This window comes from Pantoea dispersa (genome assembly GCF_014155765.1).
In the GTDB taxonomy this organism is placed as follows: domain Bacteria; phylum Pseudomonadota; class Gammaproteobacteria; order Enterobacterales; family Enterobacteriaceae; genus Pantoea; species Pantoea dispersa.
Genome location: NZ_SCKT01000001.1, coordinates 1,269,807 through 1,295,246 on the forward strand (window position 1 = coordinate 1,269,807; position 25,440 = coordinate 1,295,246).

Genomic DNA, 25,440 nt, shown 5'->3' on the forward strand with positions numbered 1-25,440 from the left:
TCGCTATCATGCGCGCTGACTGTTTTAGACTTGTGCGCCCGATCGCACCCACGGTAAGGAATCCTGATGTTGTGGTTTAAAAATATGATGGTTTATCGTCTGAATCGGGACATCCCGCTGTCCGCAGACGATCTGGAAAAACAGCTCGACGCCTTCACCTTCACGCCGTGCGGCAGCCAGGACATGGCCAAAACCGGCTGGGTCTCGCCGATGGGCAACCGCAGCGAAGCGCTGACGCATGTGATTAACGGTCAGATAGTGATCTGTGCCCGCACCGAGCAGAAAATTCTGCCGTCGCCGGTGGTGAAGCAGGCGCTGGAAGCCAAAATTGAGAAGCTGGAAGCGGAACAGAGCCGCAAGCTGAAAAAGACCGAAAAGGATTCGCTGAAAGATGAAGTGCTGCACAGCCTGCTGCCGCGCGCCTTCAGCCGTTTCAGTCAGACCTTTATGTGGATCGACACCGTCAACAATCTGATCATCGTCGACTGCGCCAGCGCGAAGAAAGCGGAAGATACGCTGGCGTTACTGCGTAAGAGCCTCGGCTCGCTGCCGGTGGTGCCGCTGACGCTGGAAAATCCGATCGAGCTGACGCTGACCGAATGGGTGCGCTCCGGTGAATTGCCGGCGGGTTTCACCCTGATGGATGAGGCTGAGCTGAAGGCGATACTGGAAGATGGCGGCGTGATCCGCTGTAAAAAGCAGGATCTGGTTTCCGACGAGATCGCCACCCACATCGAAGCCGGTAAAGTGGTCACCAAACTGGCGCTCGACTGGCAGGAGCGTATTCAGCTGGTGATCGCCGATGATGCCTCGGTGAAGCGTCTGAAGTTCAGCGACACGCTGCGCGAGCAGAATGACGATATCGATCGCGATGATTTCGCCCAGCGTTTTGATGCCGATTTCATTCTGATGACCAGCGAGCTGGCGGCATTGATCAGCAACCTGGTGGAAGCGTTAGGCGGCGAAGCGCAGCGTTAAGCGGGTATCGCAGGCTGGAAGAATAGTACGGGTGTGTTTAACGGTCACCATGAATGGCGCCCCTGCAAATATGCTGATTCATAGCTGTAGGGTCAGCATTTATGCTGACCGCAGGCCACACCTCATGCTGGCGCATAAAAAAACCGGTAACGCCGCACAGGCATTACCGGTTGATAATGGATGCTGCTTTAACGCTTAAAGATAGCGGCACAGGTAAGACGTTGGCTCCGCCACCTGCAGGTGGAATTCGCTGTGGCCCGGCACGTTAAATACCGATCCGGCTTCGTACCATTTCCACTCGGCTTCGCCCGGCAGCAGCACTTTCAGCGCGCCGCTCACTACCGTCATCTCTTCCGGCTGACCGGTACCAAAAGTGTATTCGCCTTCCGCCATCACGCCAACGCTGGCCCGGCCAATGGTCACGCTGTCGAAACCAATGGATTTCACTTTTCCGTCGAAATACTCACTTACGTTGAGCATGTTACTTCCTCACAGCACATTAGGGTTACCGGCAGATTACAAGGGAACTCGCTGATCTGTCACGCGAATTAGCGCCGCCCGTCGCAAGTTGTGATCGGCCTCGATCAGACGATCAGTTCAGCCGCCAGTTTCGCCACCAGCACATTCGACAGCAGCACCGGAATGCCCAGCATGTTCTGCAGGAAATCGCGGTGTTTCTGGTGATAACCGATACAGTCGAGCACCACCACATCAGCGCCCTGCTCCTGCAGGGTCAGTCCGGCTTCCATCAGTTCGCTCTGCTGCGCCAGGTATGGACTGGCGACGGCAAAACAGGGCGAGCTTTGCAGGTTACGCCATTTGCTGGCCTGCTCAGCGATCTGCTCCTCAACCGGCACCACGATGCCGATTTTGTGCGTCTGTACGATGGCGCTGACCAGCGGCGGAATGATGCGATCCGGCTCCAGCAGCAGCGCCGACGTGGTTTTCAGCGTGCCGAACTCACCGGTACACAGCAGCAGAATGGTGTCGTAACCCTGCTGCTCCAGCGCGGTAATTTTACGCTGCAGTCCCTGTTCGACGGTGGCCGCCGCCAGCCGTACCTGTTCGCCGCTGCTCATGCGCGAAACCAGCACTTTATCGCCCGGCGCGGGAGCGTATAACTGCTCCACTTCGGCCAGCGTCAGGCCATCCAGCAGACCGGCATGCGCGACGGCGTCGGCGGGCAAATGCTCCTGCAGCAGCGGCAAAATATCGCTACGCGGTGACTGGCCAATGGTTAAGGTTACAAGCGACGGTTTCATCATCAGGCTTTCCGGCTGCGCAGGTGACTTAGGCTACCATACAAAGATAGCAGCAGCGCGTACTCCTGCGGGTCATAAAACTGGCAGGTCTCACGGCCAAACTCTTTGGCCACTTCCACCGCAAAGCGCACGGTCGCCGCGATGTCCACTTCATGGCTGGCGCCGGTGCCGCAGCCAGGCACCACGGATTGCGCACAAATCGCGACGCCCACCACTGGCACATCAGTGGCGGTGGACGGTTGCAGGATGCTGTTGAGGTGATACACGCCGTTGCCGTAAGGGGTGATGTCCTGTGTAGTGATCGGGAACGTCACCGCAGGCTGACCGCTGGTCATCTCCATGATGCGCAGCAGATCTTCCGACACGCGCAGGATGTAGCCCTCTTTCACCGTGGGTGACAGCGCATAGCCCTTATGGTTGAGGATGCGGTTTCCTTTCGTGGTATCGATAGAGAGAATCGCGTCAACGCCCGCAACCACTTCGTTGTCATTCATGGTGATGTCGTCGCACGGCGAATCCATGAAGTCCACCGGCTCGTGCGGCCGGGTCGGCGCATCCGGACAAATATGGGTGGTCACGATCACGTCGCCGGCCAGCACGTCGCCTTTGGTCTGCATCTGTGCCAGCTTCAGCGCGCTGCTCACTGCAGCGACCGCACCGTCGGCGTCGGACACCATGCCGATGCGCGTCGGGCGCGCACCGATGCCGCCGAGACGGCCAATGATCCCCAGCGTCGGCGCGCTGCCGCCCCGGCTTTTGCCCTGGGCGCCAGGAATGTCGATGCGCACAAAATCGGTGCGCCCTTTTGGCCCACTGACGCGCTTAAAGCTGGCTTGCACGCCAGGATAGGCGGCGAACAGATCGACCACCTGCTGGCCATCCACGTAGGCGCTGTCGAGTAACTCAAAAACCTGTAGTGTCTGCTGTAAACTCATCGCTAAATCCCTGGATTATTTCTTACTGCTACTGGCAAAAAGTGAGTGGAAGAAGCTGTACAGCGCGTCGCCCGCAATGAATCCAGCGGCCATCACCTCCATCGGTGAACGTCCACGCTCGCCCCACACGCGCAGGATCAGGACACGTAACGCAATCCCGACCAGCACCGCCCAGCCTGCGGCGGCGTTGTTGATTAACAGACCGGTGGCTAACAGCACGCCGAGCTGGCGCTTAGGCCCGCCGATCAGCTGAATAATCGCTCCCGGAATCGCCCACATCAGCAGGCTACCGGCAATGCCCGGCTCCGCGCCGGCCTGAATGGTTTTGGCGTAAACGCGCGCCACCGGCGGCAGCAGGTTGTCGACAAAGAACAGGTTATGCGCATACCACACTACCGGAATTGCGATGACGAAAGCGATCATCGCGGCGATCAGCTGGATGCGGCGGCCCCACAGCTCCTGCTGCACATCGGCCCCGTTACCGCGCAGAATAAAGCCGGCCTTCAGGTCATAGCCCATATCAGCGAAGGCCGGACCGGTGGCCGCGGTGAAGCCGCACAGCAGGCACAGCGCCAGCGGCGGGAAGCCGAGCAGGATGCCGAGGATCAGGGTGATCAGCGCCACCGCGAAGGCCGGGAACCAGCCCGAGTGCATGGCGGCGATGCCGACAATCAGCTCATGCACAAAGGCGGCAAAGGCCGCGTAGATAATAAACAGCAGCAGCATCGGCAGGCCCATTTCGCTCCACAGCCCGCCACCCAGCGCCAGCAGCGCCGAGATCACGATATAGCCGACAGTTCCCAGGCCGAGCGCGCGTTTAACTTCGCTGTCGCTGCGGCTGACGTTGAGGTTGTCGTGACGGCGACTGCGAATCACCTGTACCACCTGAATCAGCGCCACCAGACCGGCTCCGACCATTACGCCGTGCGGAATGTACAGCGCGTTAATATCGATACCGGCAACCGGTTGCGCATAGGCACGCAGCAGGAAGCCGATGCCGAGCATGGTCAGCGCCCAGATATTGCCAATGAATGCCGTACCAAAAGCGGACATCGGGATTTTCAGCATTGAGCCCGCGACGCCACCCACGATTCCAGCCACCAGCAGCCACGCCTGGCGACCGCCCTTATCACCGGCTTTGATCGCTTCTGCCGCTGCCACGCCCGGTGGCCATGCATTGCTGGCCGGAAACACGCGCGTGTCGAACAGACGATACAGCAGCCACGCATCCAGCAGCATTGCCGCGCTGACGCCGACAAACAGCGGCAGCACCAGCTGCGGCTCACCCAGCGCCCACGGCACGGCAATCGGCATCAGCAGGCTATTGGCAGCGCCGAAGGTGGCGGAAGAGATAGCGGTCTGTGCAAGGTTTTGCACTTCAACCGAACGGTAGCGGCGAAACCACTGCAGTGGAATGCGCGCCAGCAGCATGGCAAATAGCGCGCCGATAATAGAAGTATTGGGCGTTACCCCAATAGTTGTGATCAGCTGTACCCCAATGATGGCCCCTGCAACTGACAGCAGAACCAGCATCAGGCCCACGCCAATATTTTTTATTGGATTATCCAGACGCATATTATCCCCGTATTTTCACCCTGTAGAAAACGCGCAATGACATTGTGCCCGACACGCGGAACCTCAACGTTTTATTCATCGTTCCCTGATTATTGAAATAAGCAGGTCCGAAGACCTGCTATTTCCCCGGTGTGGCGCGAAGTATTACGCCTTGAAATCAAATTAGGGTTGTCCTGTTTTATTCAGGACGCTGCACCGTATTTTTCGGCCATCAGTGCAGCCGTTGCGCGCAATTCGCTGAGCAGCGCTTCCGGATAACCCGGGGCCGCTTCCTGCGAAAGAAATGAGAGACACAATGCGGCACTTTCACCGCGGTGTTTATTGGTTACCGCTACGGCAAGCGAGCTAATGCCAGGCAGCGTTTCATTGCGTGCCAGTGCCCAGCCCTGCTGACGAATCAGCGCCAGCTCTTTGCACAGCGCATCGATATTCAGCGGTGAATTGATCGACGCGGTTTGCCAGTTATCGCTGAAGCGCGCGCGCACCTCGTCATCACTCAGCTGCGCTAACAGCACGCGGCCGGTCGACGTGCCGGTAACCGACACCCGTGTACCAGGCGGCGTCACCAGCTGGGTAAAGAAGCGACCGTGGTACATGCGCATCACCAGCACATCGTCACCGTCCAGCACCGAGATATAGCCCATGCAGCCGCTGCTGGCCGCCAGGCGCGCCATCGGCGCCGATGCGCTGTCAATCAGCGGTGTCGAAAGATAGTGCCCGGCAACGGACAACAGCACGCGGCCAATCTGAAAACAGCGGCTGTCGGGATCGCGCTCCAGTAAGCCTTCGCTTTCCATGGTCGCCAGCAGGCGCGACACGGTACTTTTCGGCAGCCCCAGCGCCTCCACCACCTCGGTAAAGGTCAGGCCGGGATGGCCCTGCGCCACGCCAAAGCGCTGAAACAGCTTAAGCACGGCGGCGGCATTTTCGAGTGTGGTCATGGCGCTGGTTTCACTATATGGAACTGAGTTCCTGTATCGATAACCCGAAAGTAAAACGCGACGGTTTATCGGTCAAGCGCAAATTTTGCACCGGACAAAACGCAGGCTATTTAAGGCAGCAGAAAATAAGGGCTAAAGGCAAAATAAAAAGACGTTATCAGGCAGGAGAGCGATTAAACAGAAAAGACGGCAGCTTTTATCGCCGTAATTAGCGCATCAGGGAAAATAAAAAATCTATTTAGCGACCGGACGTAATTACGCTAAAGCGGGCATCCCTGCCCGCCGGGATTATTCTTTTTCCACATCTTCATAGCGGTCTTTGGCATCCTGCGCTTCCGCTTCCGATTTATGTTCGCTAATTAAGGTATCCGGACGTGGATGGTCAGCCCGTAATTCATACCAGGTGACGGTATTGCCCGCCTGCCCTTTTTCAACGGCAACAATGCGCGCTTCTCGCGGATAGGGTGGTCTGGTTGGCATCGTTTTCCCTCTTATGTCAGGTTTCCACACAGACAGCGGTGATCCTCTGCCTGCTATTGAGTATAGACAATCGAGGATCGCTGTAAAAAAGAGGGAGAATTCTTAGGCAGTTAGCTGGCGCGGGCCAGAGACAGCGATTGCAGAATATGTTCCACCACCTGCTCCGGTGCCTGCATCGCGTTGACTTCATGGTGCGCGGCCTGACGATAGAGCTGCGCGCGTTCACGCAGGATATCTTCCATCTCTTCCGCGATGGGCCGGCCGGTCAGGGTGGGACGCTGTGCCGCTTCTGGCTGACGCTCCAGCCGATCGGCCAGTACGTCAGAGGGCGCGTTGAGCCAGATGACCTGGCCATGCTCGCGCATGAAGTGGCGATTGACGTCAGCCAGCACCATGCCGCCGCCGGTGGCGATTACGCTGGCAGGCGCGGTAACCGCCCGCAGCGATTCACTTTCACGCGCGCGAAAGCTGTCCCAGCCTTCCGTCGCCACAATCTCAGCCACGCTGCGCTGTGTGGTGAGCTGCAGGTGGTGGTCGGTGTCACGAAAGGCATAGCCCAGCGCTTGCGACAGCGCCTGGCCAATGGTGGTTTTACCGCAACCGCGTGCGCCGATCAGATAGATGGGTAATGACATCCGGGCTCATCCTCCGCCGTAGTCTGCCGCGCGGGCAACGTCATCAGGTCAATAATGCGTCGCATGATACCTGGATTTTATTTTATCAGCCAGCCGCGAAGCACGAATTACGCGTATTTCAGCGATAGCTAATGCCATTGTTTTGATTTTTAACGGGAAAACGATGCGCATTTCGTGCATCAGGCGATTTGTAAGCGCGGGGCAACATTTGCTTACCAGGCCGCTGATTTACTTTCTGTCACGCAGCCCGCATATACGCTTTATAGTTCAGGCAACGGACGTCCTGTTGGTCGCCTGAAGAACAACACGCTATGCCTAACCGGAGGTTCACCATGCAGAGCCAGGAACAACAACTTATTGAAAGCCTGTTCAGCCGTCTGAAACAGGCGGAAAGCCAGAGCGGCCCGCGTGATGCCGGTGCCGAACAGTTAATCAATCAGCATTTACAGAGCCAGCCCGGTGCGCCCTACTACATGGCGCAGGCGATCCTGATTCAGGAAGCGGCGATGAAAAAGCTCAACGCGCAGGTATCGGAGCTGGAGAGCCGTCTGGCGCAGGCGCAGCAGCAGGCCCCGCAGCAAAGCAGCGGCGGTTTCCTGTCGAGCCTGTTTGGCGGCGGTTCACGCCCGGCGCAGCCGCAACAGCCGGCATGGAACAGCGCACCGCAACAGCCACAATATGCCGCACCGCCTCAGCAGCAGTATGCTGCACCGGCGCGCGGTACCGGTTTCCTGGGTGGCGCACTGCAAACGGCTGTCGGCGTGGCCGGCGGTGTGGTGATGGCGGATATGCTCACCAGCCTGTTCCACCATTCGCAGCCGGAAGAGATCGTTAATATCATCAACGAACCGGCGCTGCCGCAGGTGGATGATAATCTGGACACCTTCAACGGCAATGACAGCAACAATGCCTTCCTGAATGACAATTCAGGCTGGGACAACAGCAGCTTTGCCGATAACAATGATTTCAACGATTTCGGCAGCGGCGGTGATTTTGACGACGACGACAGCTTCGTCTGATTAACGCTGACGTAACCATTTATCCAGTTCGTTGGCAAACTGCTGGCGGTCTCGTGGGCTTAGTGCCGACGGGCCGCCGCTCTGAATGCCGCTGGCGCGCATCGTTTCCATAAAATCGCGCATGGTCAGACGCTGGCGAATGGTATCGCTGCTGTAGCGCTCCCCGCGCGGATTCAGCGCTGCCGCCCCTTTCTCCAGCACTTCTGCTGCCAGCGGGATATCGCCGGTAATCACCAGCTCGCCCGGCTGCACGCGTTTCACAATCTCGTTATCGGCCACGTCAAAGCCGGCAGCCACCTGCAGCGTTTTCAGAAACGGCGACGGCGGTACGCGCAGCGGCTGGTTAGCGACGAAAGTCACGGTGACTTTGGTGCGCTCAGCGGCGCGATACAACACCTCTTTGATGACATTGGGACACGCATCGGCATCCACCCAAATCGACATGTTTAATCCTTATTAACGGGCAATGCCTGCGATCTTGCCGCGCTGACCGCGAATGGCAAATGTTATTTGTGCGCGACTTGTTATTCACCGCCGCTGACGTAAGCTAACCCACTGAGAAAACCGAACCACGTAAAGGATAAAGCGATGCTGGAGAAGAAAATCGGGTTTGTCGGCTGCGGCAATATGGCGAAAGCCATCATCAGCGGCCTGGTGAACAGCGGGCAGATCGCCCCGGCCAATATCTGGGTGCACGATCGAAAACCCGACACCAACCAGGCGATGGCGCAGCAGTATGGCGTGACGGCGGCAGAAAGCGTCGAGAGTCTGGCACGTGAAGTGGACATTCTGTTTGGCGCGGTGAAACCCAACGTGATTCTCAAAGTGCTCAAGGATCTGGCCGGCCAGCTGAAGAAAGATGCGCTGGTGGTGTCGATTGCCGCAGGTGTGACGCTGGATTCGCTGGCGGCGGTGCTCGGTCACGATCGTAAAATCATCCGCGTAATGCCGAATACGCCGTCGCTGGTCAACGAAGGCATGACCTCTATTACGCCGAACGTGCTGGTAGAACCGCAGGAAGTGGACGAGGTGGTGACCATTTTTGAGAGCTTCGGCAAAGCGGCGGTGGTGAACGAGTATCTGATTCATGCCGTGGTGGGTGTCAGCGGCTCGGCACCGGCTTACGTGTTTATGTTTATCGAAGCGATGGCAGATGCCGCCGTGCTGGGCGGCATGCCGCGGGCGCAGGCTTATCAGTTTGCGGCGCAGGCGGTAAAAGGTTCCGCCCAGATGGTGCTGGAGACCGGCAAACACCCTGGCGAACTGAAAGATATGGTGTGCTCACCGGGCGGCACCACCATTGAAGCGGTGAAGGTGCTGGAAGAGAAAGGCTTCCGCGCTGCGGTGATGGGCGCGATGCAGCAGTGCATGGCGAAGTCCGAGGCGCTGAGTAAGCAGTGATGGTGCGGATTTCCCCTCACCCTAACCCTCTCCCGCAGGCGGGAGAGGGGACTGTTGGGTGCGGACTTGAACCTTAACCCTGATACGCTTCAAACAGCGCCAGGCCTTGTTCCAGCGTCATTGGCTGCTGCATCTCATGCACCAGCGCGGCGGTGAGCGTATACATGCCGGCTGAACACACTGCCGCAATCATGCCCTGCTGGCAGTAAAAAGCGATGAAGCGTTTGTCCTGCAGCGATCCCAGCAGGCGATAATCGTCCCACTCCTCTGCATGCCCCAGATACTCATAGCGGGTGCCGTAATGCGCAGTCCAGAAGAACGGCACGCGATCGTACATGATGCGTTTGCCCAGCATATTCAGCGCGGCAATGCGCCCCTGCTGATGCGCCACGCGATAGTGCTCAATGCGCTGCACGCCACGCGGCGTGAGATAGCTGGCAATATCTCCCGCGACCCAGATGTTTTCACTGACCCGCAGCTGACTGTCGGCCAGCAGGCTGCCATCCTTCTGTAAGGGCAGGTCGTGAATAAAATGGGTGGCCGGCACAATGCCGATGGCAAACAGCACCTGGCTGGCTGGCACGGTTTTGCCACCTTTGAGCCGCACGCCACTCACTGCGCCTTCGCCGGTCAGCGCTTCCGGTTCACCCTCGACAAATTTCACGCCGTTGCTGCGGTGCAGCTCATAAAAATGACGGCCAATCTCTTCGCCGAACTGGCTGGCAAACGGCAGCGGATGACGCGCCACCACCGTGACATCAATGTCACGGTTTCGCAGCGCACCGGCCACTTCCATACCGATAAAACTGTTGCCGATAATCACCAGCTGCTGCGCCTCATCCACCTGGGAAATCAGCGCATCGGCCTGGCGCAGTGAACGCAGCAGGTGCACGCCTTCCAGATCCTTGCCCGGGATATCAAGCGGCTGCGGCACGCCGCCGGTCGCGATCAGCAACTGGTCAAACTTCACCTGCTGCCCGTCTTTCAGCACCAGCGTCTGCTCCTGCGCCTTCAGCTGCACCACCTCCCCCTGCAGCCACACCACCGGGCCCAGCACATCCTGTTTCAGCAGCTTTGGTACCTCATCGATGGCCATCTTGCCGGAAGGGACAAATTTACTCAGCGTGGTGCGATCGTAAGGTGCGTCGCTTTCACGCTCGATACGCACAATACGGCCGCTAAAGCCTTCATCGCGCAGCGTCCAGATCGCAGCACTGCCCGCCGCGCCAGAGCCGAGAATCACGCACACCGGCGCTTCACCCTGAGCTACCGGCGCACTGGCCGGCGACATCGCCTGCGGATTGATCAGCACCTGCCCCTGTTCAATGCGCACCGGATAGCGTTTGAGATTGGCCAGCGCCAGCGGCTCGCACATTTTGCCATCGCGCAGCTCAAATACCGCCTTATGCCACGGACACACCAGTTTGTCGCCGCACACTGCGCCCTGCTCCAGCGGCGCGCCCGCGTGCGGACATTTTGCCTGCAGCGCCTGCACGCGGTCGCCGTCGCGAATCAGCACCATATCCGTTTCGCCGACGGTCACTTTAGTGGGTTTACGCTGCGCCAGCGCCTTGAGTTCCACGACAGATTGATAGCTCACGGTTCGCCTCCTTCGGGGTTATTCGTCTGATACGACAATTCCTTACAAAGAGTAAGTGTGGCAAAGCGTGAGGATTTAGCAGGAGAAACAAAGCGAAACGGCGGTTAACTGACTGTTAAACCGCCGTTTTAAGCGGCACGAAAGGATCAGAAGAAGACGCTGGGCACGATGATCAGCGCGAAAATCGCCACAATCAGTCCATGTTTGACCCAGTAATACAACCGGCGATTGCGTTTCTTCAGGTTCTGACCGGCATCGCGCAGCGCATAAACGTATTTGAAGATGCGGTTGAGGAAGCCGGTACGATCGTTTTCGTCGTTGGGCGATGCCGCTGCTGACATTAACGTCGAGCCCACCCAGTGATTGACCGCCTGCGCCCAGCGCCATTTCATTGGCCGCTCGATATCGCAAAACAGGATGATACGCGTCTGCTCGCTTTCATTCTGCGCCCAGTGCACGTAAGTTTCGTCGAAGATCACCGCCTGACCGTCGCGCCAGCTGTGGCGCTGACGATCCACTTCAATAAAGCAGCGATCGTCGTTCGGCGTTTGCAGCCCGAGGTGATAGCGCACCGAACCGGCATAAGGATCGCGGTGTTTGCCCAGATGGCTGCCCGGCGGCAGTTCAGCAAACATGGCCGCTTTAACGCCGGGAATGTTGCTCACCAGTTCGGTGGTTACCGGACAGAGTTCGCGCGCTGACGGATGTGCATCGCTATACCATTTTAAATAGAAACGCTTCCAGCCACGCTTGAAGAAGGTATTAAATCCGGCATCGTTATGCGTCTGCGCCGCTTTAATGTGATCCTGCAGGCGAATGGCTTCATCGCGAATCACCTGCCAGTTATCGGTCAGCTGACGCAGCTCAGGAAAATCCTCAACCGGAAAATAGGGCTGTTTAGCCGGCAGTCGCGACAGCCCGGTCATAAACATATTGATCGGCGCCATAAAAGTGGAGTGATCAAATAACTGACGGGAAAACTTTTGCTTTTCCACGCCGCGTGAGTGAGCGTAAAGCACACTAATAATAAATACACCAATAATGATCGCAGCGACCATACAACAGGTTCCTTATGTTGCACGTAAAGCCGCTCTGGCCACGGTTAAGCGTCAGAGAGACTGGATGGGGAGAAATGGAATTTTATGTAAGGATTTTGTAAAGTTTTGGCAACGCGTGCCGTTTATGACAGAAAAAATACCTCGCGCGTTAACCCTGCGAGTGCGGACACAAAAAAGCGGCCCGCAGGCCGCCAGAGGTTTAAGCACTCTTCTTCAGACAGTTGCTCATAAAGGTTTTACGCGCATCGCCGCTGAGTTTTTTCTCTCCTGCTTCGCTATTACAGCTTTTCATTTTCATCTGCTGCGGCGTCATATTGCCCATTTTGCTGTCTTTCTTCAGGCATTCGCTCATAAAGCTTTTACGCGCATCGCCTTTCAGATTTTGCGCGCCTGCATGCTGATTACACAGCGTCATTTTTTCCTGCTGCGCGGTTTTCTCCGCCGCGCCCGCACCGCCAGCCAGCAGCAGGCCTGCTGCCATTATTGCCACAAGACACGATTTCATTGCCGGTTTCTCCGTGTGATTATTGCCTGTTAAGCATGGCACGGAATAAGCAAAGCGGAAAAAAATCTATGCGCGTACGGCGGGATTATTCGCGCGGGTGGTTGAGTAACTTTTCGACGTAATTGCGCAGCATCAGCGCGTCCGGATTTTCCTGCACGGAAGCGGCGGGCGGCATCGCGCGATCAATACCCGCCGCGATGTCGCTAACCTGGGCGGCATCCAGTCTGCGCAGCATGGCGGTGAGCACGATTTCCAGCGCCTCAACCTGGACCACTAATTCTTTAGACTCTTCTTCTTTTTCTGCCAGCTTGAGCAGGAGTTCCGCAATCAGGTTTTTCATGCGATGGACTCAGTCAGAATGGGAAAACAAAAATTAGCATTGGCAGGATTAAAACAACAAGAATTTTTGCCGGCCAGAGGAAAAATAATGGTTAGCCGAAGCGTAAAAAAAGTGGCTGAAATTCAATATATAACGGCGAAACGTTTCACTGACAAAATACGCCGCAGATAAAACGTTTCGCATCGCTGCATTAATTATGCACTGGTGCTAAATTAACGCGGTCCCTGATACCCATGGCCGGGACCGCCACCGCCAGGACCACCCCAACCTCCTCCTCCTCCGCCGCCCGGCGGCGGAAAAAGACAACCGCTTAACGCGGACACCAGCGCCACAACGGCAGCGAGCTTAACGATACGGATCATATTGACCTCAGGTTGCTGAAATTGCGCTGAGTGTATGAAGCGGCGGTTAACACGACAATACAGAATGCTCCGCAACCCGGCGCTATTCATGCCTGCTCACCACGCTTAACGTTTTAGTGGCAAGAAACCGCTAAAAAAGCCTCACAGACCGCTCAATACACCAGCTTAAGTTACAGCGAACGCTGTGCCGCAAACGTCAATACTGCTCGTTGTGCGCGCAGTAACAAAATTGCGCGCTGCGTCTTTACAGCTAACGCTATTTCACGCAATGTGAGCGCAATACAATTAATGAGATCTCACTATGACCTTAGCGGCTGTTTCTCTGAGTGAAGTGCTGGCGCGCCGTGACTGGGAAAACCCGGTTATCACCAGCCTGCATCGCCTGGACGCGCATCCACCGTTTGCCAGCTGGCGCGATGAAGTCAGCGCGCGCGATGGCCATCCCTCACCTGCGCAGCAGCGGCTGAGTGGCCAGTGGGCCTTCAGCTATTTTATCGCGCCGGAAGCAGTGCCGCACAGCTGGCTGCTACAGGACTTACCGGACGCCGCAACACTGCCGGTGCCTGCCAACTGGCAGTTGCACGGCTACGACGCGCCCATTTATACCAACGTGCAGTATCCCATTCCGGTCAATCCCCCTTTAGTGCCACGCGAGAACCCCACCGGATGTTACTCGCTCACATTTAAAGTTGATGACGGCTGGTTAAGCCAGGGACAGACGCGCATCATCTTTGATGGTGTCAGCTCGGCCTTTTATTTGTGGTGCAACGGACAGTGGATGGGCTATTCACAGGATAGCCGCTTACCCGCCGAGTTTGATCTCAGTCACGCGCTGCAGCCGGGAAACAACCGTCTGGCGGTCATGGTGCTGCGCTGGAGCGACGGCAGCTATCTGGAAGATCAGGACATGTGGCGCATGAGCGGCATTTTCCGCGACGTGACGCTGCTGCACAAACCGGACACCCGCCTGAGCGATGTGCAGATCGAAACCGCGCTCAGCCCGGAATATCTGCGCGGCGATTTACGGGTGAGTGTCAAAATCCATGCCGGCGCGCGCCCGCTCAGTCAGTGTCGGGTGCGCGTCACGCTATGGCGCAACGGCGACTGTATTGCGCAGCACGAACAGCCGCCGGGCAGCGCCATCATTGATGAACGTGGCCACTATCCGGAACGCACCCTGCTGGTGTTGCCGGTGCTACAACCGCTGTTGTGGAGCGCCGAAATGCCTCATCTCTACCGCGCGGTAGTCACGCTGCTTGATGATGCCGGCGAGGTGATCGAAGCCGAAGCTTATGATGTGGGTTTTCGTCGCGTTAGCATTGAGCACGGCCAGCTGTGCCTCAACGGCAAGCCGCTGCTGATACGCGGCGTTAATCGTCATGAGCACCATCCCGAGCGCGGTCAGGTGGTGGATGAAGCCAGCATGCGTCAGGACATTGAACTGATGAAGCGCCACAACTTTAACGCGGTGCGCTGCGCTCACTATCCTAATCATCCGCTGTGGTATCGGCTGTGCGATGAGTACGGCCTGTACGTGGTTGACGAAGCCAATATCGAAACGCACGGCATGCAGCCGATGAACCGCCTCTCCGACGACCCGCGCTGGTTTGCCGCCTATAGCGAACGCGTAACGCGCATGGTGCAGCGCGATCGTAATCATGCCTGCATCATCATCTGGTCGCTGGGCAATGAGTCCGGCCACGGCAGCACGCACGATGCGCTGTACCGCTGGGTGAAAAGCAGCGATAGCACGCGCCCGGTACAGTATGAGGGCGGCGGTGCCAACACGGCGGCCACCGATATTCTGTGCCCGATGTATGCGCGCGTCGATCAGGACCAGCCCTTTCCGGCGGTGCCGAAGTGGTCACTGAAAAAATGGATCAGCCTGCCGGATGAAGCGCGTCCGCTGATCCTGTGTGAATACGCTCATGCGATGGGAAACAGCTTTGGTGGCTTTGCCAAATACTGGCAGGCATTTCGCCAGTTTCCGCGGCTGCAGGGTGGCTTCGTCTGGGACTGGGTCGATCAAAGCCTGACGCGCTATGACGAACACGGCCAGCCGTGGCAGGCGTACGGCGGCGATTTCGGTGACACGCCCAACGATCGCCAGTTCTGCATGAACGGGCTGGTGTTTGCCGATCGCACGCCGCATCCGGCGCTGTTTGAAGCACAGCGCGCCCAGCAGTTTTTCCGGTTTACGCGCGATCCCGGCGATGCGTATCGCGTGACCGTCACCAGCGAATATTTATTCCGCCGCAGCGACAACGAACGGCTGCGCTGGTGGATTGAGCAGGACGGTGTAACCCTCGCGCGCGGTGAATGGGTGCTGGATCTCGATGCCGAAGGCAGCCACACCTTTACCGTGCCCGCGCCTGAAGCGCTGCAGGGTGAAGCGTGGCTCAACCTCGCGGTGCATCAGATCGCCGCCACGCCCTGGTCTGAGGCGGATCATCGCGTGGCCTGGGATCAGTGGGCGCTGCCGGCCGCGCTGCCGGTTACGTTGCCGCCGCTCAGCGCCTGCGCGCCCCAGCTGGAAACCAATCACAATCTGGTGGCGGTGGTGCTGCCCACGCAGCGCTGGCACTTCTGTCGCCGCAGCGGCGCGCTGCTGCAGTGGTGGGTGAACGATCGTGAAACCATGCTGACACCGCTGGAGGAGTGCTTTATTCGCGCACCGATCGATAATGATATCGGCACCAGCGAAGCTGCCAATATCGACCCCAACGCCTGGGTCGAGCGCTGGAAACGCGCGGGCTATGATCGGCTGCAAACAGAGCTGCTGGCGATGCAGGTCGACAGCCTGCAGCACGGCGTGCAGATTGAAACCTGGCATCGCGTACTGGGTGAGGGTCAGCACCTGTTTACCAGCCATAAGCGTTATGGCATCAGCGGCGATGGCGAACTGACTATCAGCGTCGATGTACAACAGGCCGCCGGTCTGCCGCCGCCCGCGCGCATCGGCCTGCGCTGCCAGCTGGCTCAGGTCCCGCACCAGGTGAGCTGGCTGGGACTGGGGCCTCATGAAAACTATCCGGATCGCCAGCTGGCGGCGCAGTTTTCACGCTGGCAGCTGCCGCTGGCGGCGCTCAGCACCGGCTACGTCTTTCCGGGTGAGAATGGCTTGCGCTGCGGCACGCGCCAGCTGGATAGCGGCAGCTGGCAGATCAGCGGCGACTTTGCCTTCTCGCTCAGCCGCCACAGCCTTGAGCAGCTGCGCGCCACCTCGCACCGCCATTTGCTGCAGGACGAACCCGGCTGCTGGCTGCATCTCGACGGCTTCCATATGGGCGTCGGCGGCGACGATTCGTGGAGCCCGAGCGTCAGCCCGGAGTTTTTGCTTTCTCAGCGGCGCTGGCACTATGCGCTGACGCTGCGTCAGCCGGCTTAGTGGCGGCCGCCGGGCTAAGGGGTTTCAGCTCGGTTTTTGGCCGGCGATAGAAGCGCCGCAGCAACAGCACGTTGAGCAGGACGACGACCGCGGTAGCGAAGAATACCCAGCGGTAACCGGTGGCGGCTGAGACCGCTGCACCCAGCAGCGGTCCGGCGACGTTACCGAGGTACATGAACGACTGGTTATAACCAAAAATACGGCCGGTGACGTTATCGCGTGAATGACGCACCAGCAGCGTTTGCACCGCCGGCATCATCGCGCCATCGGCAAAGCCGAGCAGAAAGCGCAGGACGCCCAGCTGCGTGGCGCTGGTGACAAACGACATGGCAATCAGCAGCAGCAGCGAGGCGATCATGGTCGCCAGCAAAATACGCTGGGTACCGATGCGATCGCCGAGTTTGCCGAGACGCGGTGCGGCGATCAGTGCCGACACGCCGGGTAGCGCGGCAATCACACCACTGAGAAACGCGATATTCTGCGCATCCGGCGCCAGCTCACGCACGAACAGCGTCAGAATAGGATTCACCGAGCCGTTACACATCTGAATCACCATAGTGGTGACGAACAGGCAGAACATCAGGCGTGGATTATCGAGGCTGCGCATCACCTCACGCCCGCTCAGTTTGTCCTGCTTGCTCACCGGCGTGTAGCCGGTCTCCTTAATCAGAAACAGCGTCACCAGAAAGCTGACCATCAGCAGTATCGCGGTAACGATAAACACCATGCGCAGGCCCAGCCAGTCGGCCAGCAGACCGCCAATCATCGGCCCGAGGATCACGCCGCCAATTTGTCCGGTCGACACGCAGCTCAGCGCCCAGCCGCTGCGCTCACGCGGCACCTGCGCGGCCACCAGCGCCATGGCGTTGGGAATATAACCGGACGTCAGTCCCATCAGCGCGCGCAGCAGCAACAGCTGCCACGCCTGAGTGACAAACGCCTGCAGCAGAATCACCGCCCCCATGCCAAACGAAGCGCGCAGCAGCATCAGCTTGCGTCCTTTGCGATCGGCAAGGCTGCCCCACAGCGGCGCGACGGCGGCAGAAACAATAAAGGTGACACTGAAGGTCAGGCCTGACCAGATACTGAGCGCGTTGCCGCCACGGATACCCAGCTCTTCCACGTAAAGCGGCAGGAAAGGAATGATCTGACTAATGGCCAGGCCGGTAAAAAAGCAGCCAAACCAGACGGATATCAGATTGATCTTCCAGGATTCGATGGAGCGTAGCATGAGCGCAGATGTCAGAAAAAATGAAACGAGGGTTCAGTCTAACAACCTCGTAACATTACCGGACGGCAAAACATGGCATGAGGATGAAAACGCAGTTTTTCGCTGCCGGGCGTGATTATGCTCACAGCAAATAGGGCGATGCCTCACTTTTGTAGTGTCTTTATGTGCGGTTACCTGGCCTAAGGCCCGATAAGCGCATCGCGAAAGACGGCAAACGTGAAAAAATATGACGATTCGTTACTGACAATATTCCACACCGCATCTATGTTTAAAAAATCACCAGTCATCACTGGCGAGGCGCTGCCCGTCCTGGACAGTCCGCATGCTTAATTCAGGTTTTCAGTTGCTGCCCGTCGTGGGTGGCAGGCTTCGTTGTCTCTGCGGAGGTCGGCTATGAGAACGCACCATGACAGCGCCAGTCGGGCGATTACCGACTATTTCAACAGCCCCGCCTGGCACGCGCCGCACGAGAGCGATTTGCTGGCCGCCATCATGCGCGAGCTGATGGATGATGGCCAGCCCGCCACCAATAAAGCGGTGATTGCCCGCGTGATTACCCGGCTGGAAGTGGAAGGCGATGAACAGCGCCTGCAGAGTTACCGCAACCTGCTGGCGCAGCTGTTAGAAGCAGGGCCGCAAAAATAGCAGCCCCGGAGATTATTTCACCACCCGCAGCTGGTCGGCTTCGCTGACCACTGCTTTACCGCTCTGACGCTGATACAGGCACAGTTCCCGCCCCAGCTGATTTTTCATGTGCTTTTGCGGATAGCGGCCTTCGAGCAACAGCGCATCGTAGCCAACGCTGTCGTCGTACATGATCGGCTTGCCCACCACTTTCACCGCTTTCAGACCGCTGGCCTGCACACACGCCTGCTGCAGGTTTTTATCGTGTTGCTGCCATGCCGCCTCGCTTGAGGCCTGCGCCAGCGGGCTGAGCAGCAGCGTCAAACACAGCGTTCGGGTCAGGTATTTCATCGTCACTCCTGTAAGGTCAGTCTGTTATTGCTGCCTGTACGCCTGGCGTCGCAGTGCCGCGATTCATCGCGCGCTATGGCAGGGACAATATGGCGCAGCAGGCAGGTTATAGCGAAAAAAATTCCCGCCGTAGCGGGAAGAAACAAGACGAGCATTGCATATTCGAGAGTGACGAGGAAATCTCCGTAATGCGCAGTTATCCTCGCCCGCCGCCGTGACAGCCCGATGACAATGCCGTGTCCGTTTGGTGTTACCCGCAGTAAACCCGGGAAATTTTCCCGTTCTGATCGCCGAGGAAATTCAGGCGGCGCAGATTGAAGTCCATGGTGGCGGCACCGTTCCACGGAATAGCGCGCACCGGTACGGCAAAGCGCTGGGTATCAAGCGCGCTCAGCGGCTGACCGAGGTAATTCTGATACTGCGAGGCACCGCACTGGTCGGTTTCCGGATCGTGGCTGATGGCGTGACTGCTGTCAGTTTTACTGGCTGACTGACAGGCCGTTAAGGCGAGCATCGCCGTCAGCAGCAGCGCTTTTCCATAATGGTTCACAATTTTCTCCTCCTGGATAATGAACAAGCGGGTTCCTGAGAGTAACAAAGCGTGCCGCCGATGCGAAAATTTTTCCAGCAGACTGGTCGCATTGCGTGACAAAAGGCGCGATTTTCTGCTCACATTTTCGGATTAATCGCACGCTGTGTCTAAAAATCACCCGGCCAGACGCTACAATTATCTAAGACTTTTCTGAGGAGATAATGATGGAACTGGCTATTTTTATCGGCTTCGCCATCGTGATGACCTTCGTGGCCGTCCGGGTGCGTTAAGCCTCGTTAATTTTCTCTCTGCCGTTGTGCACCAAACGGTGCCAGCGGCATCCTCCGCGCCAGATAAGTGATTCGGTTCCCTCTCCGCCTGCTCGCCAGATGAAAGCGCAAGCCATCATGCCGCGCATCGCCTGCGATGAGGCGGTCAGTTAGCGCCGCGATTGTGACGTATCTGAACCGGCGAAAATCTCCGCAAACGCACCTCGACAGCACCGATCGCCGTTGCTACTATGCGTCTTCCTCTGCCCGCTGAGTCGCCTATGGACACCCAATCCGACAAAGTTACGTTGACCCTGTTTTACGTGGGTAGCTTTGTGGTTTATTACCTCGTGACCATGCTGATTACGCTGTTTCCCAATTACGGGACGCTGCGCAATAACGGCTTGCTGGTGCCAGTGCTGTGCCTGTTTGAATTTGCCGTGATCTATCCCCTGTACCGTTTCTACTGCCAGCGCCGCAGCGACATTCCCCTGGGCTTTCTGCGTCCCGGCCAGGCACTGCTGTTTATCGGCGCGCTGTTTGTACTGATGGTGGCGCAGACGCAGTTCCTGCAGCCGGAAGGCTGGCTGATTGAACAGAGCCAGCAGGGACGCAGCTCAATGCTGATTCTGCTGCTCACCGCCGTGCTGCTGGCGCCGGTGTTTGAAGAGGTGCTGTTCCGCGGCTTTCTGCTGCAGGCGTTTTTGCTGTGGGCGCCCAAAAGCCGTTTTGCCTGCATGTTGCTCACTTCGCTGCTGTTCGCCGCGTTACACACGCAGTACGTGCACTGGGAAACCATCGTTGCGCTGACGCTGTTCTCGCTTCTGCTGTGCTACGCGCGTCTGCGCAGCAACAGCCTGGCGCTGCCGATTTTTCTGCATACGCTGAATAACCTGATCGCCATCCTGCCCGCCTGGTTCTACGCCTGATCCCCCTCACTGTTTGCTAACGATGCCATTAATTTCCCTGCATTTTCAGGTACTATCGCTTTTTAGCCTGCAGGAATGATGGTCGAAGCGCTGATGATTACTATGCTGGATGTGGCCCGCAAAGCGGGCGTTTCTAAAGCCACCGTGTCGCGCGTGCTGGCGGGCAACCGCTATGTCAGCAAATCCACGCAGCAAAAAGTGTTTCAGGCGATAGAGGAAACCGGCTACCGCCCGAATCTGCTGGCGCGCAGTCTGGCGACGCAAAAATCGCAGAATATCGGCCTGATCGTCACCCATTCGCTGTTTAACGGCCCCTATTTCAGCGAGCTGCTGTACCAGACGGCCACGCTGACCAATAACTATGGCCGCCAGCTGATCCTCGCCGATGGCAAAACCAGCGCTGACGATGAGCGCGCGGCAATCGAGTTTCTGCTCGATCTGCGCTGCGACGCCATCATTATCTACCCGCGTTTTCTCGACACCGCCGCGCTGGAAGCGATCATCGACCAGCACGATATCCCGATCATGGTGGTTAATCGCCGTCTGACGCAGCACGCGGCGAACTGCGTCTGGGCTTCGCACCAGCAAAATACCCGTGATGCGGTGAATTACCTGATTGCGCGCGGTCACCATGACATCGCGTTTATCACCGGACTGGCGGGATCGCCCACCGCCGACGCGCGTCTGGCTGGCTATCAGCAGGCGCTGGCCGATCATCAGCTGCCGTATGAAGCGGCGCGCGTACTGCCGGGCGCGTGGACGCCGGAGAGTGGTCAGGCAGCGGCACGCCAGCTGCTGAGTGCCGGCGTACCGTTCAGCGCGCTGATGGCAAGCAATGACGATATGGCGATTGGTGCCGCGCTGGCGCTGAATGCGGCGGGCAAACGGCTGCCGCAGGATGTATCGCTGATGGGCTTTGATGATATTCGCATGGCCGAATTTTTCCTGCCGCCGCTCACGACGGTTCACGTGCCGGTGGCGGAGATGATTCAGCACACGCTGGCGCAGCTGGTGGCGATGCTGGAGGGCGAAGCGATTGCGCCCCTGCCGCCCTTCAGCGGACGGCTGATTGAGCGCGCCTCCGTGGCAGATGGACCATTTCGCCGCTCATAACCCCTGATCGCCGTCATCCTGCGTGACCAGCCACTGCTCCAGCTGCTGTAGCGTAGCAGCCTTAACGCTCTCCTGTGGGCGCACCAGGTAATAGGTGTGCCGGCCACAGTCCAGCTGGTAATCCTCCATGGCGATCAGCGTGCCCGCCTTCAGCTCCGCTTCCACCAGCACGCGCTGCGCCAGCGCAATCCCCTGCCCTTCAATGGCGGCCTGATAGGCCAGCGCCGAACTTTCCATCTGCCGCCGGTGCGGCAGCGCATCCATTTCCACGCCAAATGCTTCGCACCAGCGCTGCCAGTCATCAGGACGTCCGCGCACCAGCAGCAGGGTATGCTGCGCCAGCCCGGCCAGATGCATGCTGGCGCGCCGGTCAGCCGTCGGACGGCACACCGGCACCAGCACGTTTTTCACCAGCGGCGTGGCGTGCTGCTGCGGCCACGTACCGTCACCAAGCCGAATCGCCGCGTCGCAATCCACCGTATCGTCCCATTCCGACGCGGTCGTCAGGCGCACGTCAATCGCCGGATGCGCCAGCTGAAACTGTGCCAGCCGCGGAATCAGCCAGCGGGTGGCGAAGGTGGTGAAGGAGTGCAGCCGGATGACCGTACGGCCGGCATTGCGCTGCAGCGTGGCGCTCGCCTGGCGAATACCGTCGAGGTGCTGGCTGATTTGCAGAAAATAGGCATTGCCGGGCAGCGTCAGTACCAGCCCACGCCCCTGACGCTGAAACAGCGCCGTGCCAAAATACTCTTCCAGCAGACGAATCTGACGACTCACCGCGCCTGGCGTCACCGACAGGCCATCAGCCGCTGCCCGCACGCTGCCGCTACGGGCGACATATTCAAACGCCAGCAAGGCATTCAGGGGTGGCAAATCACGCATCAGTTAACCGTTCAGTTTTTCTCAATGATGGAGCAATTTTAATCGATTGTGGCGAAAAGGCCAGACGCGCATCATTTCTGCACAGCGGCAGCCAGCCCGATAGCGCTGACTGCCACGTTGTCACATTGATTCTGACACTGGAGCACACTGGAATGATTAAAGTCACCAATCCTGCCGACGGCAGCCTCGTCGGCGAAGCACCGTTCATGCGCCACGACGAGGTCGCGGCCGCTATTGATCGCACCTGTGCCGCGTTTCCGGCATGGGCGGCAAAAAGCGCGAAACAGCGCAGCGACCTGCTGCGTGGCTGGTACGATCTGGTACGCGCCGATAAGCACCTGTTTGCTGAACTGATGGTCAGGGAGAACGGCAAATGCCTGAGCGAAGCGCTGGGCGAAATCGAGTACGGTCTCGGCTTTATTGAGTGGTATGCGGAAGAGGCCAAACGCGTCAACGGTGATACCCTGCCGTCGCACGATGCTAACGCCTCCGTGCTGGTGGTAAAAGAGCCGATCGGCCCGACCGCGGCCATCACGCCGTGGAACTTCCCGTTTATGATGATCACCCGCAAAATTGCTACCGCGCTGGCCGCGGGCTGCACCATGATCATCAAACCGGCAGAAGAGACGCCGCTTACTGCGTATAAACTGCTGGAGTATGCACGTCAGGCCGGTATTCCCGCGGGCGTGTTTGAGATGGTGACCGGCGATCCGCAAGCCATCGGCGAAGCTTTTACCAGCGATACGCGCATCCACAAAATCTCCTTCACCGGATCAACCCGCGTCGGCAAACTGCTGGCGCAGCAGTGCGGGGCCACGCTGAAAAAGATGACCATGGAGCTGGGCGGCAACGCGCCGTTTATCGTGTTCGCCGACAGCCCGCTGGAAGAGAGCGTGGCCGGGCTGGTCAGCGCCAAACTGCGTAACTCCGGCCAGGTGTGTATTTCGCCTAACCGCATCTTTGTGCATGACGCGGTTTACGATGCCTTTGTGCAGCAACTGGTGAAAACAGTCAGTGAGATCCGTGTCGATCAGGGTATGCAGCAGGAATTTGTGGTTGGCCCGCTGATTAACCGCATGGCGCTCGATAAAGTCACCGCGCTGGTGGATGATGCGGTAGCGCAGGGGGCGACGCTGCGCCTCGGCGGCAAGCCACACGCGAAAGGCGGGCTGTTCTATGAACCCACCATCCTGTGCGATCTGGACGCCTCGTTTGCCGTGCACAACACCGAGATTTTCGGACCGGTATTTGCCCTGTACCGTTTCAGTGATGAAGAGCAGGTGATTCGCTGCGCTAACGACACCGAATACGGTCTGGTGGCCTATGCGTGGACGCGGGATGTTGGCCGCGCTTTCCGCCTGTCGAAAAAACTGGAAGCCGGCATGGTGATCCTCAATTCCGGCTCGGTCGGTACGGCGTCAGTGCCGTTTGGCGGTATCAAGCACTCCGGCTACGGCCGCGAGGGCGGCCATTACGGTATTGAAGAGTATGTGCAGGTAAAATATGTGCTGATGGCGGGACAACACCGCTAATCACGCGGCTGGCGCGGCGGCGACCCAGCAGGAATGCCGCCGCGCCGCGCGTTAGTATTCCACCTCCGCATCAGGCTGTGCGCCGTTATTGCGGATCAACTGCTGATACCAGAAAAAGCTCTTCTTGCGATAGCGCGCCAGATCGCGCAGATCGTGTTCATCGCGGTTAACGTAGATAAAGCCGTAGCGTTTGCTGATGCCCTGATGGGTGCTGACCAGATCGATGGCCGACCACGGACAGTAGCCAAACAGCTCGACGCCATCGGCAATTGCCAGCCGCAGCTGAGCGATATGCTCACGCAGATAGGCGATGCGATAGTCGTCATACACTTTGTTGCCCGCCTCCAGCGTGTCGAACGCACCGAGACCGTTTTCTGTCACAATCAGCGGCAGGCGATAGCGCGCGTAGATCTCGCGCGCGGCAATGCGGAAACCGACCGGATCGATATACCAGCCAAACTGATTCTGCTGCAGATGCGGATTGTTGCAGCCGACGTACACTGATTTGTCGATGCCGGCCATCTGCTGGTCGGCCTGCTGCTTACTGTTCAGCTCACCGCGCGCGACCTCAGGCATGTCAGCACTGACGGTGGCCGATGCATAATAGTTGAAGGCGATAAAGTCCGGCTGGCCGGCGGCGATGGTCGCCATATCCTCTGTCTCAATGTGCGGCAGCCAGCCGCGCTGCTGCAGAAACGCCCACACCACGTTGTTGTAATGGCCGTGCACCGCCAGGTCGAGGTAGAGCCAGTTGCGGATCGCTGAAAAGTTATCGGCGGCCAGCACATCTTCCGGTCTGGCGCTAGCGGCATAGATACAGGAGATGTTCGGTGCCGGGCCAATTTTGGCCTGCGGCAAGCGCTGGTGACAGGCAATCATCGCTTTGGCCTGCGCCAGCATCATATGGTGGTTCTGCTGATACAGCGTCTTCTGCGCATCCACCGTGCCGGCTGGCAGCGTGCCAATCACCTCGCCTTTGAGGATCATCATGTTTTGTTCATTGATGGTCAGCCAGTATTTCACCCGGTCGCCATAGTGCTCGAAACAGGTGATGGCGAAGCGCTCAAAGGCGGCCACGGTGCGCCGGTTTGACCAGCCGCCATCCAGCTGCAGCGCCCACGGCAGGTCGAAGTGATAGAGCGTGACCAGCGGCTCAATGCCGTGGCGGCAAATTTCATCAATCAGCTGCTGATAAAACGCAATGCCCGCCGGATTCAGCTCGCCGTCTCCCTGCGGATAGATGCGGCTCCAGGCGATGGAGAATCGATAGGTTTTCAGGCCCAGCTCCGCCAGCAGCGCGATATCTTCCCGGAAGCGATGATAGTGATCGCTGGTGACGGTGAAATCCGTCATCCCCTCAGGAAAATGGCCTTTATCGATCACCGACGGCCCTTTGCCGTCTTCGTTCCAGGCGCCCTCGACCTGATACGCCGAGGTTGAAGCGCCCCACAGAAAGCCGTGCGGAAACGCACCGGGGTTAGGATGTTGCATACTGCCT

At 58.3% G+C, this 25,440-nt stretch carries 27 protein-coding genes; 10 read left to right on the forward strand and 17 right to left on the reverse strand.

Features of this window, described 5'->3' with window-relative positions; translation table 11 throughout:
• Positions 1 to 66: 66 nt before the first annotated feature.
• Entirely contained in the window at positions 67 to 978 is a 912-nt protein-coding gene (rdgC, locus tag H7K56_RS06140) for a recombination-associated protein RdgC (RefSeq protein WP_021507129.1), read from the forward strand.
• A gap of 195 nt (positions 979 to 1,173) precedes the next feature.
• Here rdgC and ppnP read toward each other — a convergent pair whose 3' ends face one another.
• The 5 genes from ppnP to H7K56_RS06165 form a co-directional block, all read right to left on the reverse strand.
• A complete protein-coding gene (gene ppnP, locus H7K56_RS06145; RefSeq protein ID WP_010616577.1) occupies positions 1,174 to 1,458 on the reverse strand; it encodes a pyrimidine/purine nucleoside phosphorylase in 285 nt (94 codons plus the stop codon).
• A 104-nt stretch (positions 1,459 to 1,562) separates the two neighbouring features.
• On the reverse strand, positions 1,563 to 2,240 hold the full coding sequence (locus tag H7K56_RS06150) for an AroM family protein (RefSeq protein WP_104093002.1): 678 nt from the start codon (positions 2,238 to 2,240) through the stop codon (positions 1,563 to 1,565).
• Between the two features lie 2 nt (positions 2,241 to 2,242).
• Positions 2,243 to 3,175: a DUF1177 domain-containing protein gene (locus H7K56_RS06155; protein WP_021507226.1), complete on the reverse strand. Its 933-nt coding sequence runs from the start codon at positions 3,173 to 3,175 to the stop codon at positions 2,243 to 2,245.
• Between the two features lie 15 nt (positions 3,176 to 3,190).
• A complete protein-coding gene (locus H7K56_RS06160; RefSeq protein ID WP_104092635.1) occupies positions 3,191 to 4,750 on the reverse strand; it encodes an OPT/YSL family transporter in 1,560 nt (519 codons plus the stop codon).
• 182 nt (positions 4,751 to 4,932) lie between these two features.
• Complete coding sequence (locus H7K56_RS06165) at positions 4,933 to 5,691, reverse strand: IclR family transcriptional regulator (protein ID WP_058757986.1); 759 nt, start codon at positions 5,689 to 5,691, stop codon at positions 4,933 to 4,935.
• A gap of 17 nt (positions 5,692 to 5,708) precedes the next feature.
• On the opposite strand from H7K56_RS06165, the gene H7K56_RS06170 reads away from it, so the two are divergent.
• Positions 5,709 to 5,903 carry a hypothetical protein gene (locus H7K56_RS06170; RefSeq protein ID WP_132466392.1) on the forward strand — a complete coding sequence of 65 codons (195 nt, stop codon included), beginning with the start codon at positions 5,709 to 5,711 and terminating at the stop codon, positions 5,901 to 5,903.
• A 76-nt stretch (positions 5,904 to 5,979) separates the two neighbouring features.
• On the opposite strand, the gene H7K56_RS06175 is transcribed toward H7K56_RS06170, so the two are convergent.
• Positions 5,980 to 6,171: a YaiA family protein gene (locus tag H7K56_RS06175; RefSeq protein ID WP_021507229.1), complete on the reverse strand. Its 192-nt coding sequence runs from the start codon at positions 6,169 to 6,171 to the stop codon at positions 5,980 to 5,982.
• A gap of 110 nt (positions 6,172 to 6,281) precedes the next feature.
• Positions 6,282 to 6,806 carry a shikimate kinase AroL gene (aroL, locus tag H7K56_RS06180; protein WP_058781195.1) on the reverse strand — a complete coding sequence of 175 codons (525 nt, stop codon included), beginning with the start codon at positions 6,804 to 6,806 and terminating at the stop codon, positions 6,282 to 6,284.
• 332 nt (positions 6,807 to 7,138) lie between these two features.
• On the opposite strand from aroL, the gene H7K56_RS06185 reads away from it, so the two are divergent.
• Entirely contained in the window at positions 7,139 to 7,825 is a 687-nt protein-coding gene (locus tag H7K56_RS06185; RefSeq protein WP_150361726.1) for a DUF2076 domain-containing protein, read from the forward strand.
• On the opposite strand, the gene H7K56_RS06190 is transcribed toward H7K56_RS06185, so the two are convergent.
• A complete protein-coding gene (locus H7K56_RS06190) occupies positions 7,826 to 8,269 on the reverse strand; it encodes a YaiI/YqxD family protein (protein WP_010616571.1) in 444 nt (147 codons plus the stop codon).
• A gap of 144 nt (positions 8,270 to 8,413) precedes the next feature.
• Here H7K56_RS06190 and proC point away from each other — a divergent pair, with 144 nt between their 5' ends.
• Positions 8,414 to 9,226, forward strand: a complete 813-nt coding sequence (gene proC / locus H7K56_RS06195) for a pyrroline-5-carboxylate reductase (RefSeq protein ID WP_021507232.1) — start codon at positions 8,414 to 8,416, stop codon at positions 9,224 to 9,226.
• Positions 9,227 to 9,299: 73 nt separating this feature from the next.
• Here the strand turns inward: proC and H7K56_RS06200 are convergent, their stop codons facing one another.
• The 4 genes from H7K56_RS06200 to iraP form a co-directional block, all read right to left on the reverse strand.
• Positions 9,300 to 10,826: an FAD-dependent oxidoreductase gene (locus H7K56_RS06200; protein WP_150361727.1), complete on the reverse strand. Its 1,527-nt coding sequence runs from the start codon at positions 10,824 to 10,826 to the stop codon at positions 9,300 to 9,302.
• Positions 10,827 to 10,972: 146 nt separating this feature from the next.
• Entirely contained in the window at positions 10,973 to 11,884 is a 912-nt protein-coding gene (gene lpxO, locus H7K56_RS06205) for a lipid A hydroxylase LpxO (RefSeq protein ID WP_021507234.1), read from the reverse strand.
• Positions 11,885 to 12,083: 199 nt separating this feature from the next.
• A complete protein-coding gene (locus tag H7K56_RS06210) occupies positions 12,084 to 12,389 on the reverse strand; it encodes a PsiF family protein (RefSeq protein WP_031279663.1) in 306 nt (101 codons plus the stop codon).
• An 85-nt stretch (positions 12,390 to 12,474) separates the two neighbouring features.
• Positions 12,475 to 12,729 (reverse strand): anti-adapter protein IraP, encoded by a 255-nt coding sequence (iraP, locus tag H7K56_RS06215; RefSeq protein WP_021507236.1) that lies wholly within the window; start codon positions 12,727 to 12,729, stop codon positions 12,475 to 12,477.
• Positions 12,730 to 12,747: 18 nt separating this feature from the next.
• Between iraP and H7K56_RS06220 the strand changes: the two genes are divergently transcribed.
• Positions 12,748 to 12,900, forward strand: coding sequence for a hypothetical protein (locus H7K56_RS06220; RefSeq protein ID WP_155519908.1), 153 nt, complete (start codon positions 12,748 to 12,750; stop codon positions 12,898 to 12,900).
• A 492-nt stretch (positions 12,901 to 13,392) separates the two neighbouring features.
• Entirely contained in the window at positions 13,393 to 16,479 is a 3,087-nt protein-coding gene (locus tag H7K56_RS06225; RefSeq protein WP_150361729.1) for a beta-galactosidase, read from the forward strand.
• Here H7K56_RS06225 and H7K56_RS06230 read toward each other — a convergent pair.
• Complete coding sequence (locus H7K56_RS06230) at positions 16,412 to 17,710, reverse strand: multidrug efflux MFS transporter (protein ID WP_127833734.1); 1,299 nt, start codon at positions 17,708 to 17,710, stop codon at positions 16,412 to 16,414. The genes H7K56_RS06225 and H7K56_RS06230 overlap by 68 nt on opposite strands.
• 393 nt (positions 17,711 to 18,103) lie before the next feature.
• Here H7K56_RS06230 and H7K56_RS06235 point away from each other — a divergent pair, with 393 nt between their 5' ends.
• Positions 18,104 to 18,355: a biofilm development regulator YmgB/AriR family protein gene (locus H7K56_RS06235; protein WP_021313231.1), complete on the forward strand. Its 252-nt coding sequence runs from the start codon at positions 18,104 to 18,106 to the stop codon at positions 18,353 to 18,355.
• 12 nt (positions 18,356 to 18,367) lie between these two features.
• Here the strand turns inward: H7K56_RS06235 and H7K56_RS06240 are convergent, their stop codons facing one another.
• A complete protein-coding gene (locus H7K56_RS06240) occupies positions 18,368 to 18,685 on the reverse strand; it encodes a hypothetical protein (RefSeq protein ID WP_021507239.1) in 318 nt (105 codons plus the stop codon).
• Between the two features lie 250 nt (positions 18,686 to 18,935).
• Positions 18,936 to 19,235, reverse strand: coding sequence for an I78 family peptidase inhibitor (locus tag H7K56_RS06245; protein ID WP_150361730.1), 300 nt, complete (start codon positions 19,233 to 19,235; stop codon positions 18,936 to 18,938).
• A 532-nt stretch (positions 19,236 to 19,767) separates the two neighbouring features.
• Between H7K56_RS06245 and H7K56_RS06250 the strand changes: the two genes are divergently transcribed.
• Entirely contained in the window at positions 19,768 to 20,415 is a 648-nt protein-coding gene (locus tag H7K56_RS06250; protein WP_021507241.1) for a CPBP family intramembrane glutamic endopeptidase, read from the forward strand.
• Between the two features lie 93 nt (positions 20,416 to 20,508).
• The gene (locus H7K56_RS06255) at positions 20,509 to 21,528 is read left to right on the forward strand and encodes a LacI family DNA-binding transcriptional regulator (RefSeq protein WP_146068673.1); all 1,020 of its coding nucleotides are present in this window, start codon (positions 20,509 to 20,511) and stop codon (positions 21,526 to 21,528) included.
• Here H7K56_RS06255 and H7K56_RS06260 read toward each other — a convergent pair.
• The gene (locus tag H7K56_RS06260; RefSeq protein WP_150361731.1) at positions 21,523 to 22,410 is read right to left on the reverse strand and encodes a LysR substrate-binding domain-containing protein; all 888 of its coding nucleotides are present in this window, start codon (positions 22,408 to 22,410) and stop codon (positions 21,523 to 21,525) included. The genes H7K56_RS06255 and H7K56_RS06260 overlap by 6 nt on opposite strands.
• Before the next feature lie 152 nt (positions 22,411 to 22,562).
• On the opposite strand from H7K56_RS06260, the gene H7K56_RS06265 reads away from it, so the two are divergent.
• The gene (locus H7K56_RS06265; RefSeq protein ID WP_150361732.1) at positions 22,563 to 23,942 is read left to right on the forward strand and encodes an NAD-dependent succinate-semialdehyde dehydrogenase; all 1,380 of its coding nucleotides are present in this window, start codon (positions 22,563 to 22,565) and stop codon (positions 23,940 to 23,942) included.
• 51 nt (positions 23,943 to 23,993) lie between these two features.
• On the opposite strand, the gene H7K56_RS06270 is transcribed toward H7K56_RS06265, so the two are convergent.
• Entirely contained in the window at positions 23,994 to 25,433 is a 1,440-nt protein-coding gene (locus tag H7K56_RS06270; RefSeq protein WP_150361733.1) for a glycoside hydrolase family 1 protein, read from the reverse strand.
• Positions 25,434 to 25,440 lie beyond the last annotated feature (7 nt).